Below are 13,075 nucleotides of genomic sequence, written 5' to 3' on the forward strand. Positions count from 1 at the left end.
GACAATGAGAAGCAACAAACAGATTTGCGTTTGTTCGCTCATGCATAATGTTTTGTGCAGTGCAACAAATTGGTGGCGAACACGTTTAGCTTGATCACTGCCATTCTGGCTCTGATAGTTGGAGTGTGCAATGACATCCCTTTCCGATACGATCAAACGCCTCGCCGAGCAGCAAGCTGGGCACTTTGGCAACAGTGGTCAGACATCTCGGCTCGGTGACCTCGGTGACTTCGGCCCAAACCCGGGCAGACTGGCTGCAAAGATATATGTTCCCTCTCCGCAGGAACAGGCTCCCGCCCTCGTCGTGGTGCTGCACGGCTGTACACAATCAGCCGCAGCCTACGACAATGGTTCCGGTTGGTCCCGTCTTGCTGACGAACATGGCTTCATTCTTCTTTTTCCGGAGCAGCGCCGGGAGAACAACGCCAACCTCTGCTTCAACTGGTTTTCGCCCGGGGATATCCGCCGCGGCGAAGGGGAGGCATTTTCGGTCAGTCAGATGATCGACATCGTGTGTCGGCAGCACGAGGTCGATCCCAAGCGGGTCTTCATCACTGGACTTTCCGCCGGCGGAGCGATGGCCAATGTCATGCTCGCAACCTATCCGGAAGTATTCGCCGGCGGTGCGATTATCGCGGGGCTGCCTTACGACGTTGCGTCCACAGTTCCCGAAGCCCTTGAGCGAATGCGCGGTTATGACCTTCCGCCCGCGGCGCTCCTTTCAGCTAAAATCGTCGAAGCGTCACCTCATGAGGGGCCGTGGCCACTTGTCTCTATCTGGCAGGGTACCGAGGACCACACTGTTGCGGAGGCAAACGCACAAGGGCTCGTCGAGCAGTGGCGGAGCGTTCACGGTGTGGCCTCCTCTTCGCCGAAGTCCTCGTCTTCGGAGGGCAACCATCGCATCACCAGATGGGAGATGGAGGATGGTTTTGCCCCAATTGAGTTCCACAGCATCGACGGCATGGGCCATGGAACGCCGATCGATACCCAGAGTGGCCTTGGCATCGCTGCTCCGTTCATGCTTGATGTGGGCGTCTCGTCAACCGCACATATCGCCCGATCCTGGGGCCTGACGCCGTCCTTTGGTAGACGAAGTCATCCCGAGGCCGGTCAGAACGACATACTGCCGGAACGGCCAAAACTCGCCCCTGCCGACGGTATCCAGGCCATCATCGAAAACGCCCTTCGCTCCGCCGGCCTCATGCGCTGAGAGCTCGGCAGCGTGGCCGAGAACAATCCCGTCCCGCGAGCCTTGTTGTCGTCTCACGATTCTGATCGACAGAAGCTTCGTCCGATGTGGCGCATACCTATTTGGCTGTCATGCTGTCGCGATGCTGAACCGGAGCAGGATATCAGCGATCGAGGTGGCCGAAATCATTGTAGCGCATGGTGCCTTCATCAAAAAGTGTGAACGCTTCGACTTCGAGATGGTGGGCCGGTGGGATCTTGACATTGCTAGTCAGCTATGGGCCTCTGGCACTTAGCTATCGCGGATCAAAATGAGGTACCGTCGTTTCTCGAGCATAACTGGCTGACGGAAATCCATCGACGCAAAGTCCGTGACGCATGAATGCAGTCCCGGGCAAATCGCCTCTCATGCAGGCACTAAGTGCCAGTCAGTTCACAATATGAAGCAGCTGAATGGATTGACGGTCGGGACTATCCTACTGCTTGAAGATGAGCCTTTCATCGCTCTTGATCTCGAGGAAATCCTCAGCGAAGCGGGATTTACGCAAATCCGCACTATCGTTTCCTGCGCTGAAGCGGAGTCCTGGTTACAAGAGGGCGATCCAATGCTCGCCATTGTTGATCCTCGGCTGCAAGACGGGATGTGCAGCGGCGTCGTGCGGACGCTCGTGGAAAGAAAAGTTCCTTTCATTGTCTATTCAGGTGACGTGGAGACCGTGAGCGAGCAGGAACCAGCCTTCGCATTCGGTATATGGCTTTCGAAGCCGTCGCCTCCCGGGGACATCATACAAGCGATCAAGACAACGCTGCTGGGCAGGTTGTGAAAAGCATCCAAGAACGACTCTGTTGAGCTGGCGCTTAAATCATTGAAATACATGCAGCCTTTTCGGAATAAGAAGTGGTCACGACCGCCGCTACCCATGACCCGTTGATGCTCTGATTTTCCTATCAATTTCAAATTCTTGAAATGAATCCCAACGAGGTCATTATTCGGAGCCGGTTTACATTTCAGCCAAGTGAATGGGTGCCAAACAACCAGCGGTTCCCCGTTTTAATTTACAGGGATGCTTTGCCGGCTGGCGGATCATCTGCGGATTTCGAAACCTTGTTCGCCGCGAACGGATGGACTGGCGTCTGGAAAAACGGCGTCTTTGACTACCAGCATTACCATTGCGGTGCTCACGAGGTATGGATGTTGGACGTGGCAGCCCCACTCTGTTGATTGGTGGTCCAAAAGGACAAGCGATAGAGGTCTCAATGGGAGATTGCTTGATCCTCCCCGCTGAAACAGGGCACCGAAACCTTGGCTGCTCCCCGGACTTCGAGGTTGTCGGCGCTTATCCGGCCGGCCAGCATGCCGACATTCAGACCGCCGCCGCCACGAGCGACATGCTGGCAATCATCTCGTCATTGCCCGTGCCGGTTACCGATCCCATCCGAGGATCGTAAGGGGTCTGGTCGAGAGCTGGCGTTGAATGCCTGGGCAGAAGACGATGAAAGACGGGATTTTACTCGTTGATCTTTTGTCGTCATGCAGCGTTTCAAGTGTGACATGGGAGATCTACAATGCGTGAAGCATTGGCTAAATCGGCTAGTGGCTTGTCGCGAGTTGGCGAATATCATTGCGAATACCTTCTGTTCATTCGCAATACTGATAATAGCCAGCTGCTTGGGGCATTTATTCGTGAGAATGCTGGCTGTCGGTCGTCGTTGGGCGCATGCTGTCGACGCCTCGTTCACGATCGATCCATCGCATGACGGGCGTAACTGCCACACCGTGGACGACCACCGAAAACAGGATGATCAGACAAACCGTCGCCCAGATGACCTCAATCCCGTCGAACGACGCCTCTCCGGATGCGTAGGCCAGATAATAGAGTGATCCCAACCCTCTGATACCGAAGATAGAAACGATAAACCTCTCAGCACGCGGCTGCCGGCCGCCGATCAGGCTGATCCAACCCGCCGCCGGCCTGACTATCGTGAGCGTCAGCACCGCTACCATGACGACACGCCAGTCGACGTGAGACATCAGCGATCCTTCGGCAAGTGCGTAGCCAAAGCCGACAAGCACGACCATCATCAGAAGCCGTTCGATCTGCTCGCCAAAATCATGGAGCTCACCATGAAAGCTGCTCTGCCTTTCGACACCGCGTAGCGTCAGTGCCGTCACAAACACCGCGACAAAACCGTATCCGTGGATAAGTTCGGTTGCGCCATATGAAAGGCACGTGAAACCCAGCGCAGCCAACCCATCGCCTGTTTTGGCTATGCGACTGGCCCTTGGAATCTTGAATGTCAGATATCCGAGTATGCGGCCGGTTAGCCAGCCCAACGCGATACCTGCCGCCAGTTTCCAGATGACGTCGAAGGCGAACCAATGGGCAATCCGCTCGTAGTCGTTACCTCCTTGTGAAGTCATGGCGATAGCAGCCATAACGAAGGGGAAGCTGAGCCCGTCGTTAAGACCGGCTTCCGAGGTCAACGCGAAACGGATGTCGTCCTCCTCCCCGGTCTGCGGCGGTCCGACCTGGACATCGGATGCCAGCACGGGATCGGTCGGCGCGAGCGCCGCGCCGAGCAAGAGTGCAGAGGCCACTCCGAGCCCGAGAATGCCCCAGCCGAGGAGGGCAATCGCTCCGATTGAGATCGGCATGGCAATCCCCAGCAATCGCCAGGTAATCATCCATCGTCGCCATCCGAGCGGCCGATCGATCTTCAAGCCGGCGCCCATCAAAGACACGATCACGACGAATTCCGTCAGATGTTCTGTGAGTTCGCGACTATCGAGCGGGTTCATGCGCGGAAGAGGCGCGAGTGGCGACCATGGTAGAAGCATGCCGATCACGACACAGCAAATCGGCAGCGATAACGGCATGCGACGCAAAGCCAGCGGCAGCCACGCAGTCAACAGCACGATGACACCGAAGATGAACAGCGTGACCATATATGCGTCCATGCGGGGCTACTTCCTTTGGGGCTGCTTGATAGCCGGACCGGCGGCCACGGCTTCATAAAGCGTTTCCGCATTGCAAGGTCTTTCTCGCACGCGACGTCATTGGTCGGCGGGGATGTAGTGATGAACGTTGTCGCTGCTGCATCGTTCCGAGCGGCATCAGCGTTGTTGCCGATGCACGAGTTCTCTAAGCTCAGTCGATAAGAACCGGCCGGCACATATGCTTCCCAGAACGGTTCAGAAACGAGCGACTGAAGCCCTTGATAAGGCGTGCCGTCAGAAATCGGCCATCGACGGATAGCGTCTGCTCCCGATGAAGAAACACGGAGCCAGGGTTCGCGGCAATACCAATATCGATAGAGGAAACCAACAGTCACGACTATATCAAGGGCGCCGCCTAACCCCGGGGAACGGAAGGCCGTCTGGAAGGTCAGCACGAGGATCGTTGGCGCCAGGCCGACGCCGAGTTTAAGTCCACGTCGGCCAGCGGCGACCGTGATGAAACGCCGCCTTTGCCTGCGGAATGTGTTCCCCGACATCAATCAGGCGCAGGAATTTCGTGCAAATACCTCGTTATTCTCTGCTCTGCACCAATTTCGCATTGTCGGTGGAACCCTTATCACAGTCAAGGAATTGAATCGTGGAGGAGTATTGCAATGCGCAAAGATATCAACAACCCACGCCTCGACCTCAGAACAACGCCAGTCAGTCGGTCGGCGTGGTCGCCTTGGATCGCTATTCTTACCGTCGTGCTGGTCGCTACTCTAGCCTGGAGCTTGTGGCCTGTCGCGAGTGTATCTCGCGTTCCGCCTGCTCAGACCACTACCCAGCCATCGGCGGCTAATTCAACTCCGCCGGCAACAGCGCCAGCTCACTGAAGGCAATAGTGCCAAGCTCGGACGGCGATGCATCCATTGCTGCTCTTCGAAGTTTTGCATCCGCTCCATATTGGCATCTGAGGATCAGGAGGATGTATGTTCGAGGGCTTCCAATTGGAAATGATCGACGTCGGGCCAGGAGAACTTCGCGTCCGCCACGGGGGCTCCGGGCCTCCTCTTCTGCTGCTGCACGGTCATCCCCGCACGCATATGACATGGGGACAGGTCGCAGATCTGCTATCGCCGTTCTTCACAGTTGTCTGCCCGGATTTACGAGGTTTCGGTCGTTCGTTTCAGCCGGCGGAAAGCGGTGGCCATGCAGGATCTTCCAAGCGTGCCAAGGCGCAGGACTGCGTCGGCCTCATGAGACAGCTAGGTTACAAGCGGTTTGCAGTCGCGGGGCACGATCGTGGCAGCTATGTCGCGTTTCGGATGGCGATGGAACATCCGGACGCCGTCATAAAACTTGCCGTGATCGACAGCGTTCCCATTCTGGAAGCGCTTGAACGCGCTGACGAGAAGTTCGCGCGGTTGTGGTGGCACTGGTTCTTCTTCGCAACGCCGGACAAGCCTGAGCGCGCCATCTCGGCAAATCCTTTAGCGTGGTATGGCGAGCTGAGACCGGACTTGATGGGTGCCGAGGCGTATCAGGATCTGCTTGATGTCATCCACGACCCGGCGGTCGTTCACGGGATGGTGGAGGACTATCGGGCAGGACTGACGGTCGATCGGCAGCATGACCTCGAAGACAGAATGGCGGGAAGACGAGTGCAATGTCCGGCCCTTTGCCTGTGGTCGACCGAGGACGACATGGAAGAGCTGTACGGGAACCCGATCGACATCTGGCGGCCTTGGGTCAGCGAAATCGAAGGGCACGGGATCGCCAGCGGACATCATATCGCCGAGGAAAACCCTATGGCCATGGCGGAGGCCTTAAAATCATTCTTGCGCTGACGGGAAATCGCGGACGGAAAGGTAGGGTGCTCGCCTGCCGTTTCGTTGGCCATGGTAGGAAAACCGAAAAACCACCATGTTCACCATCCCTTTCGCGTCGGCTTGACACGCCCACGATCCCGAAAGCAAAACACGCGTTGCCCTGTATAGTTCCAAACGAGGCCATTTGCCTGTATGTGATCGTCCTGCGCAGATAATTGCGCGTCAACGCGCCTGAGGCACTTCGCCGAAATCAATATATATAGCCGGGTAATAAACTTGATTTCGAAGAAAGCATCGTCGCCCAAGGCGACACCCCGAACCGCACCGGGTTTGCCGGAGGCTCCAACTTCTGAGAAAGTGGAGCCACTATGAGCAAGACAACGAATAAATTTTCACCTGAAGTCCGTGAGCGTGCGATCCGCATAGTTCTGGATCATGAAGCAGAGCATCCGTCACGGTGGGCTGCCGTTTCATCTATCGCGGCCAAGATCGGCTGCTCGCCAGCCACGCTGCATGAATGGGTGAAGAAGACCGAGGTTGACAGCGGCAAACGAGCAGGCCTGCCGAGCGATGCAGCCGAGAAGATGAAGGCTCTTGAGCGGGAGAACCGCGAACTTCGCCAGGCCAACGAGATTCTGCGCAAAGCCTCAGCCTATTTCGCGATGGCGGAGCTCGACCGCCCCTTCAAGCGATGATCTCGTTCATCGACGAACACCGCGGTGTGTTCGGGGTCGAGCCGATCTGCAGGCTACTGCCGATTGCCCCATCAACCTATCACGAGAATGTCGCCAAGCGCCTGGACGTGGATCGCCTGTCGGTCCGCGCCCGTGGCGATATCAGCCTGAAGATCGAGATACGTCGTGTCTTCGAGCAGAACTTTCGCGTCTATGGCGTTCGAAAGGTCTGGCGGCAGTTGAAGCGTGAAGGCTTCGATGTCGCCCGCTGCACTGTCGCCAGGCTTATGAGGTCGATGCATCTGCAGGGGATCATTCGGGGAAAGCCGATCCGCACAACATTCCCGGACAAGTCGGCCCCGAGCCCGCTTGACCGGGTGAACCGCCAGTTCAAAGCCCCTGCACCAAACAGGCTGTGGGTTTCGGACTTCACCTACGTCGCGACCTGGCAGGGTTTCGTCTACGTGGCCTTTGTCATCGACGTCTTCGCTCGTCGCATCGTCGGTTGGCGGGCGAGCCGGACGGCACACGCGGGTTTCGTCCTTGATGCTCTGGAGCAGGCGCTTCATGATCGGCGTCCCGCTCATGGCGGCGGCCTCGTGCATCATTCGGATTGCGGTGTCCAATACGTGTCCATTCGGTATTCCGAACGCCTGGCAGAAGCTGGCATCGAGCCTTCTGTCGGAAGCGTCGGCGATAGCTATGACAACGCCCTCGCAGAAACGATCAACGGTCTTTACAAGGCCGAGGTCATCCATCGCCGTGGACCATGGAGGAGCTTCGAAACGGTGGAATTCGCTACCCTGGAATGGGTCGACTGGTTCAACCACCGACGCCTCCTGGAGCCCATCGGAAACATACCGCCAGCCGAAGCCGAAGAGCGGTACTACGCCATGCTGGACGAAGCAGCCATAGCCGCATAACTTAAACCAAATGGCCTCCGGCAAACCCGGTGCGGTTCATTACGCGCCGAACCATGAATCCGGCGTGATTGAACATATTCATCCGTCGCGCGGCCGGACCGGTGACGACGACCCTAAATGACAGGCGGCACGCGCGGGCGTACGACCGTCACTCGCCTTCTTCGCCCGTCTTTGGAAAGAGATGCGTGATATTGGAACCAGGCGTCTGAACCCTCACTGCCGCCTTCCTTGTGCCCGTGCCGCGTTGTCCAGCAGCTTGTACGACCGAGGCCAACCCTTCGCGCTGCCTATAGTAATCAGGCTTTTCGGGAAGATTGAGATCGAAATCGGCGAGCAGTCGCTCGATAAGATCCATCGCCGTCGCCGCAAGCATCGCGTAGCCCTCCTGGCGCCGCTCAAAAAAGCGGTCGAAGCCTGGGCTGGAGAGATCAAGGCTGTCCAGCGCATTGCCGAGATTCGTCACGCGGTTCGATAGCCATAAAGTCTCGTTGAAGAGCTCCTTGCCGAGGAGGCTCAAATCCTGCGCCTGTGGAAGGACGAGAACGGGTTCGGGTGTATGGAAGACGAACTCGCCTTCGTTGGCGGGGTTGAACTCGGGCGTGTCGTGCACGGCAGCGTAAGCGGCGCCGACAAAATCGTCCAATGCCAAAGCTGTCAACATCGCTGCGCTGCGCGCGTCCGCTTTTGGCTTCCGAGCGCGTTCAGCATTTGCCCACCGCAGCGCGCTCGGTATGATCGTGCCGCCGGCAAAACATCCAGCCCCAATCATCGCTCCGACTAACATGATGCCCTGAGTTGTTTCGAAGAACTGCGTCAACATCTACCTCGTAGAGTTCGAGAAGCGATTTGCATCGGTCGCACGCAGGACGGAATCAGTGCCGACTTTTGCAGTGTGCCTCGCTTAAGAGCGATTAGGAATGCTTTCTCGAAGATGAGATCTCGGCAGAGGAGATTCAAGGTTCAGTCCGTCGTATCAGGTCCGGCCAGATGACGCCGAACTGCTCATATTAAGATCAGAACAACGTCACACCTGTCGGCTCAGACAACTTCGAGATCAACCGCGCCTGGAAATCCGGATCGTTCACCGCCGAAGCAGCTTGTTGCGGTCGCCGATGATGCCAGTGCCCTACGGCGATGACTAAGGTTCCCCGAACGTCAACGGACGGGCCGGGCCGAGTATCATACTCGTTGACGTGGAAGGCTGCCAACACCATCTACGCGTCATGCCGAAACACGAAAAGAACGACGTAGAACTCATCAGGTCATGGACGCTGTCTACCGCAGCCACAATGGGATCGGCCGTGCGGGCGAAAGGAATTCTCCAAGAACTTCAATCGCGAGTTCCTGCCACCTCGAAGAAGTCGCTCGCTCTCGACGGCAGCCACATCATCCTCGCCATGCCGGCCAGCGAAAAAGCCATTTTCAGCGCGGCGGCCGCCGTCATCGTAAGGGCCATGGAGGACGTCGAAACCCTTCCCGTCATCCCACGGGAGATTCAAGACATCCTCACCATCAAGGTCGGCGAACGGCACCGATGGCTCGCGGACGGTCGTCTGCCGAGCGCAGGAACGCGGACCGTAAGGCTGAATGGGCGCGCCAGGCGGATCACCTTTCATATTTTCGATCCCAAGGTCGTCGAGGACCTGCTTGACCGCGGAGCCGTAGACGAATGGCGGGAAGAGGATGCAGCAGCCAAAGCCGAGAACCGTCGGAAGGCGGCTTACAAGGCGAAATTGACACGTTCGCTGAAGAAGGCCGCCAAAACGAAGAAGGCCAGTGAAGAAAAGTCGGACGAGCCAGCTTCGAAGCTTCGCGGTTGGGAAGAGTTCGACATCGACGGGCTGCTTCGATAGCCTCGTGAACAGTCTCGATAGTCGCGCTGCTGGTTCCGGCAACACCCCATCTTAGCGACTACCGTTCGATCTCGCCGAAAACACCTGCATTCTTAGCGGAGAGGTCGGAAAAGGCCCCGCCCTTCTAGGCTTGATCTAATATCAGTGGTCTTGAACGGAAACGAACCGCAGACCCGGCATTAGAACATTAGGCCTTTGTCCAAGCACCTGATAAACTCGTAAGCATGGCTGTCCGTTATCACCTACCCGGGCAAGAAATGGCGGCCCTTAAGAAGGAGAGCTCCTAGTGGGTTGGAAAACGCCGAAGATCGAATACGTGAACGGTTATAAGATTGTTGAAGTCGATGGCCCCATCTTCAAGGTCTACGAGGGCGACCGTCAACTCGGGGAAGACTTCCCCTATTCCGGTGAAGCGGCAGCCCACGCGAAATCTCTGCCGGGGCGGGACGCGTCACAGGACTAGGTATGTTGAATATCAGTACGATTTGACCCTTTTTGCCACTTTCGCATGCCCCTACGCGAACGAAGAAAAGCGAAGTATCCCAACAAATTAGTAGTCTCTACATGGGTCACCGCAAAATGCGCAATTGGATCACTCCCTGGCGGAAATCAACAGGAGTGACTAAACCGGCCACAAAAAAGGGCCCTCCGACCCGATCAGAAAGACGTTGCCGCAAACGCTTTACGGCTTCGTCGTCTCAATCAGCGGCCCGCATCAGATTGCGATTGCGGTGCTGTCGGTCCTCTTGTTCGTCGTCGGAACCGCGCCGCTCGAAATCCAGCGGCGCATCGTCAACTCAGCGACGGAGCATGGCTCCTATAGCGCCATAGCAATTCTGATATCTTACTACCTGCTCCTCGCTCTGGCGGAAGGGCTCATCAAGCTTGCGCTGAATATCTACCGAAACTGGGTTGGCGAGGTCGCTATCCGCTGGTTGCGACTATCAATTTTCGATGCGACCGAAAAATCGACGCCACAAGCAGCTTCGGCCAGCAGCGAAGGCATCCAACTTTCAATCGTCGTCGCCGAGGCGGAGCCGGTGGGTGGGTTCGTGGGCCAGGCCATCTCTGAGCCGCTGTTACAGATCGGCATTCTGGTCGCCGTCATCGGTTACATGCTTTATCTGCAGCCGCTCATGGGACTTGTCGTCGCCGTCGTGTTTTTTCCGCAGGTTGGCTTTGTCCCCTTGATGCAGTCGGCGATAAACCGCCGCGTTCAGAGCAAGATTGTGGTCATGCGCTCGGTCAGTGCCGGAATTGTTGATGCCGGGAGCGCCAGAGATCACGACGGGGTTCAATATGGCCGTATGCAGGAACTATTTTCCCTCGACATGGGTATCTACAAAATCAAGTTTACAATGAATTTTCTGATGAATCTCATGATGCAGCTTGGCTACGCGGGGATCTTCGCCCTGGGCGGCTATTACGTGATCACTGGCAAGACACAGATAGGGACTGTCGTTGCATTCGTCTCCGGGCTGTCGAAAATTAACGACCCCTGGGGCGATCTTGTGAATTGGTATCGCGATCTCAGGGTCACCCAAGTCAAATACGGGTTAATAAGGGATTCAGCCCAAATCGATGTTACGCGAACCTTCGACGAGCGGTCATGAAATTCGACAATCGGGCCCGAGTTGCTCTGCGCCATGGTACCTAAATTTCGTCTTTACCGGGGCTCGTCATTCCGGGCAGCGACCGAATGTCCCTTTTTTCGTCTTCGCGAAAGTTTGGGACTATGCCCGCGGAGATCGTGGGTGGGTATGGCATGGCGCCAACCTCCACCGGCTTTGCCTGATGCTCCATGCCCAGGGACAAGTGACGACCGGACGGCTTCTGACCAGGCGACTGGGGGCTTTGTCGCCGAGGATGCGGCGGTGCTGTATGCCGGTCTTGTGTCGTCACACTATGTGACGGTTGACGACACCGGTGCTCGACATTCCCATAATCCGTATTGCGCCACAGTATTGGTGCAGGGGGTGGGTACAACAGCGTTTTACTTGAGAAAAGTGGGACCTTCTGTAAGCGTTAGATGCCACGGAACGCATCTCGGAAAGCGGCATCTGCTTCGGCTTGCGATCCTCGTCCCAATGCATCCTGCACCTTGGTGAACCACCCGCGATAGATAAATGTGTTTGTCGCCATCGCAAGGTCCAGGTCGTTCTTCGCTCCCGCCAAATCACCTTGCCGCGTCTTCAGCCAAGCTCGAATCGCCAATGCATCGGGAGTTTGGGGGGCCTTTGCCAGCACCTCCGAAATATCCTGCTGCGCCTCGGCGTGAAGTCCTAAAGCCATTTCGATTTGCGCCCGGAGGATCAAATCTATGCGCCGCGATGCCTCAGGATCCAATACCTTGACGCTCTTCTGCTCCTCTAGCGACTTGTTTATGTCAGCCAGGGCTAGATCCTGTTTGTCGGCTCTGTGATAGGCCTGCGCCCTGAACAGATAACTGCCGATATCTTTGGGATCTGCCTCGATCAATTTGCTGAAATCCGCAGCCGCGAGGTCATACTGCTTTGTCCCCATGTAAAGTCTGGCGCGTTGATCTCTTGCCAATGTACTCTCGGCGACATCCAGCAAATCCGTGCAGATCTTAATCGCATTCAACTGGGATTCTTGGCTCAAGTTCACCGCGGCAAGACTGCAGTCCATGTCCGAGGGAATATGTTTGTTGAGAAGGGCTCCGAGTGCTTCTCGGGCTTCCGTTGCGCTCGGGGCGGCGGAAATCGCTGCGACAAAATCCTGTTTCGCCCTCTCCTGGTCGCCCATCTCAACATATATGCTGCCGCGCTTCGTCAGGGCATTGTTAAGATCGAAGTTCTCGTCTTTGCCGTTGGCTGCACCTAACTCCACCGCGCGATCAGCAAGTGGCAGTGCCTGTTGAAGTTGATGGCGTGCCAAATAGATCTCAGCCATCATCGTAAGGACGGAAGCTCGCGGCGGCGCGATTGCGAGAAATTTGTCGCCATCTTTCAGGGCAAGATCGTCCTTGCCAAGACTTTTGTAAACGCTGCTCCTTTGGAGATAGACGAGGGGATCTTCGGGACTGAGGGAAGCTGCCTCGTTGAAATCGCGCAAGGCCAACTCATAGCGCTTTGTGAGCATCATATGCCGGCCTCGTAATAGGTAGGAGCGGGCTTGGTGCGGTGCCAGCTCGACAACCTTGTCGAGATCTTCTTGCGCCTGTTTCCCGGCAGTCTGCTTCTTGGCAGGGCCAAACGCTGTTATGGCGAGAAAAGCATTGATCCTGGAGCGAGCTTCAAAGGCTGAAACAAGATTGGGCTCGATCGCGATGGCCCTATCACAATCTTCGGTCGACTCATCCAACAGAAGACTTAACCGCAAACTGCACCGATTGACGAGCGCCTGCGCGAGTTGGGTCGGGTCCTTTACTTTGTCGATCAGCTTGGTGCAGTCGCGGATTGTCGAGCAAAGCTGCGGCGTCGGTACGTCATCCGAGCCAGCATAGGCGTCACCCCATCCGAACAGCGCGACAGCAACGGACATCAGGAATAATTTTCGCAGGTTCATCCAGTAACCTCAGGAATATTGTGCAGTTGGCCGCGGGTCGAAAGTCAGCTTCATTTCAAAAGCGGAATAGCGCCCTCGCCGCATTCACTTTTTTGATCTGCCTCCGCGCTCGCGAGATTGCAACATCAAAGTCTTT

At 56.6% G+C, this 13,075-nt stretch carries 10 protein-coding genes, 2 pseudogenes and 1 other annotated feature; of the genes and pseudogenes, 9 read left to right on the top strand and 3 right to left on the bottom strand.

Going from position 1 to position 13,075, the window contains the following annotated elements; translation table 11 throughout:
* Nucleotides 1-130: 130 nt before the first annotated feature.
* From HB780_RS10170 to HB780_RS10180, 3 genes and pseudogenes are all read left to right on the top strand, one after another.
* Nucleotides 131-1,213, top strand: coding sequence for an extracellular catalytic domain type 1 short-chain-length polyhydroxyalkanoate depolymerase (locus HB780_RS10170; protein ID WP_183687388.1), 1,083 nt, complete (start codon nt 131-133; stop codon nt 1,211-1,213).
* 418 nt (nt 1,214-1,631) lie between these two features.
* Complete coding sequence (locus HB780_RS10175) at nt 1,632-2,015, top strand: response regulator (protein ID WP_183687390.1); 384 nt, start codon at nt 1,632-1,634, stop codon at nt 2,013-2,015.
* A 143-nt stretch (nt 2,016-2,158) separates the two neighbouring features.
* Nucleotides 2,159-2,666: pseudogene (locus HB780_RS10180) on the top strand (cupin).
* Nucleotides 2,667-2,869: 203 nt separating this feature from the next.
* Here the strand turns inward: HB780_RS10180 and HB780_RS10185 are convergent.
* Nucleotides 2,870-4,150: a cation:proton antiporter gene (locus tag HB780_RS10185; RefSeq protein ID WP_183687392.1), complete on the bottom strand. Its 1,281-nt coding sequence runs from the start codon at nt 4,148-4,150 to the stop codon at nt 2,870-2,872.
* Between the two features lie 971 nt (nt 4,151-5,121).
* On the opposite strand from HB780_RS10185, the gene HB780_RS10190 reads away from it, so the two are divergent.
* Both HB780_RS10190 and HB780_RS10195 read left to right on the top strand, forming a co-directional pair.
* Nucleotides 5,122-5,979, top strand: a complete 858-nt coding sequence (locus HB780_RS10190) for an alpha/beta fold hydrolase (protein ID WP_183687394.1) — start codon at nt 5,122-5,124, stop codon at nt 5,977-5,979.
* Between the two features lie 350 nt (nt 5,980-6,329).
* Nucleotides 6,330-7,558, top strand: a protein-coding gene (locus tag HB780_RS10195) for an IS3 family transposase (RefSeq protein WP_183687396.1) whose coding sequence is annotated in 2 segments (ribosomal slippage) — nt 6,330-6,624 and nt 6,624-7,558 — 1,230 coding nt in all. Because the reading frame shifts where the segments join, the coding sequence is not laid out codon by codon here.
* Nucleotides 6,611-6,727, top strand: a sequence feature (AL1L pseudoknot). Its footprint overlaps the gene before it by 117 nt.
* 148 nt (nt 7,559-7,706) lie before the next feature.
* Here the strand turns inward: HB780_RS10195 and HB780_RS10200 are convergent.
* Entirely contained in the window at nt 7,707-8,375 is a 669-nt protein-coding gene (locus HB780_RS10200) for a hypothetical protein (RefSeq protein ID WP_183689681.1), read from the bottom strand.
* A 406-nt stretch (nt 8,376-8,781) separates the two neighbouring features.
* On the opposite strand from HB780_RS10200, the gene HB780_RS10205 reads away from it, so the two are divergent.
* From HB780_RS10205 to HB780_RS33480, 4 genes and pseudogenes are all read left to right on the top strand, one after another.
* The gene (locus tag HB780_RS10205) at nt 8,782-9,411 is read left to right on the top strand and encodes a hypothetical protein (RefSeq protein ID WP_183687398.1); all 630 of its coding nucleotides are present in this window, start codon (nt 8,782-8,784) and stop codon (nt 9,409-9,411) included.
* Nucleotides 9,412-9,697: 286 nt separating this feature from the next.
* A complete protein-coding gene (locus HB780_RS10210; protein ID WP_183687399.1) occupies nt 9,698-9,874 on the top strand; it encodes a hypothetical protein in 177 nt (58 codons plus the stop codon).
* Nucleotides 9,875-10,079: 205 nt separating this feature from the next.
* The gene (locus HB780_RS10215; RefSeq protein WP_183687401.1) at nt 10,080-11,024 is read left to right on the top strand and encodes an ABC transporter transmembrane domain-containing protein; all 945 of its coding nucleotides are present in this window, start codon (nt 10,080-10,082) and stop codon (nt 11,022-11,024) included.
* Between the two features lie 151 nt (nt 11,025-11,175).
* Nucleotides 11,176-11,417, top strand: a pseudogene (locus HB780_RS33480) (IS66 family transposase); the annotation flags it as partial.
* 19 nt (nt 11,418-11,436) lie between these two features.
* Here HB780_RS33480 and HB780_RS10220 read toward each other — a convergent pair.
* Nucleotides 11,437-12,939, bottom strand: coding sequence for a tetratricopeptide repeat protein (locus HB780_RS10220; protein ID WP_183687403.1), 1,503 nt, complete (start codon nt 12,937-12,939; stop codon nt 11,437-11,439).
* Between the last annotated feature and the right edge of the window lie 136 nt (nt 12,940-13,075).

The sequence above is a fragment of the Rhizobium lusitanum genome, assembly GCF_014189535.1.
In the GTDB taxonomy this organism is placed as follows: Bacteria; Pseudomonadota; Alphaproteobacteria; order Rhizobiales; family Rhizobiaceae; genus Rhizobium; species Rhizobium lusitanum_C.